At 77.2% G+C, this 1,010-nt stretch carries 1 pseudogene; it reads left to right on the top strand.

What is annotated here, in order from left to right:
• Window positions 1-53 precede the first annotated feature (53 nt).
• Window positions 54-1,010, top strand: a pseudogene (locus tag GT042_RS28620) (hypothetical protein); the annotation flags it as partial.

The raw sequence follows: 1,010 nt of genomic DNA, 5'->3' as shown, positions 1-1,010 counted from the left end.
ACCACGGGTCGGCCGGTGCGCCCGGGCCGCACGGGTCGCGCCCCGCAGCCGACATGCCGGTGGACGGCGGGCCTGTCGGCACTGCGGGCCTCTCCGGCAAGGGCAAGGGCAAGGCGCACGCCGGTGTCCCGGGCGCCGGGCCGGGGGTGGGTGTGGAGCCCGGTGCGCCGGTGGGATCGCGCCTCCCCCACGAGCCCGGAACAGCCGTGCCCCTGGCCGATGCGTCCCACCGCCTCACGCCGGACCAGATCGCCCGGCTGTGGGCCAGGGACGCGGACCGGGTCGACGCGCTGTTCGGCGCGGCGGACGATCCGCTGCGTGAGGTACGGCGGGACGCCTGGCGGGACTTCGCGCAGGCCCGGCACGATCTGGGCCGGAACCAGGCCCTGCTGCGGGAGGGTCCGGCGAGCACGTCGTCCGGTCCGAGCGTCCACGACCTGGCGCTGCGCGAGCGGCTGGACACCGCCGGGCAGCACTACACCGACGCCCACCGGCGCCTCACCGACCTCGGGGTGGACCCGGCCGCCGTCGACCGGGGCATGCGGTCGATCCACACCCAGAGCCTGCTGGAACGCCCCCGGCTGGACGGCGGCATGTTCCACACCGACCACACCCCCCAGGTCCATCCCCAACCGCAGCCCCAGCCCCAACCGCACGGCATCGCGAACCTGCTCGCGGGACCGGGCCCGGGCCCGCACACGCCGCCCGCACCGCCCGTCCCCCTCCGGGGTTTCGACGGACAGCCCACCGGTCAGGTCCTCCACGTCGACCCGGCGGGCGGCGGCCCCCGGCTCGAAGGCCCCGGAGGGGCGGCCGTCGAGCTGCGGGACGGCCGGGTGCGGGTCGCCGGACCCGACGGCGGATACCGGGACTTCGACGCGACCGGCGGTCAACTGCTCCAGGAGCGGCTGCCGTTGTACGGGCCCGACGGACGCCCCTTCCACCGCGCGGCCGTCGACGTGGGCCCCGGCGGCACGTACGCCCTGCACCAGGGCGGCGGACGTCAACTC

It is taken from the genome of Streptomyces sp. SID3212, from assembly GCF_009865405.1.
Lineage (GTDB): Bacteria > Actinomycetota > Actinomycetes > Streptomycetales > Streptomycetaceae > Streptomyces.
Note: the sequence above shows the minus strand (reverse complement) of the source record. Positions and strands in the feature narration are given on the sequence as shown.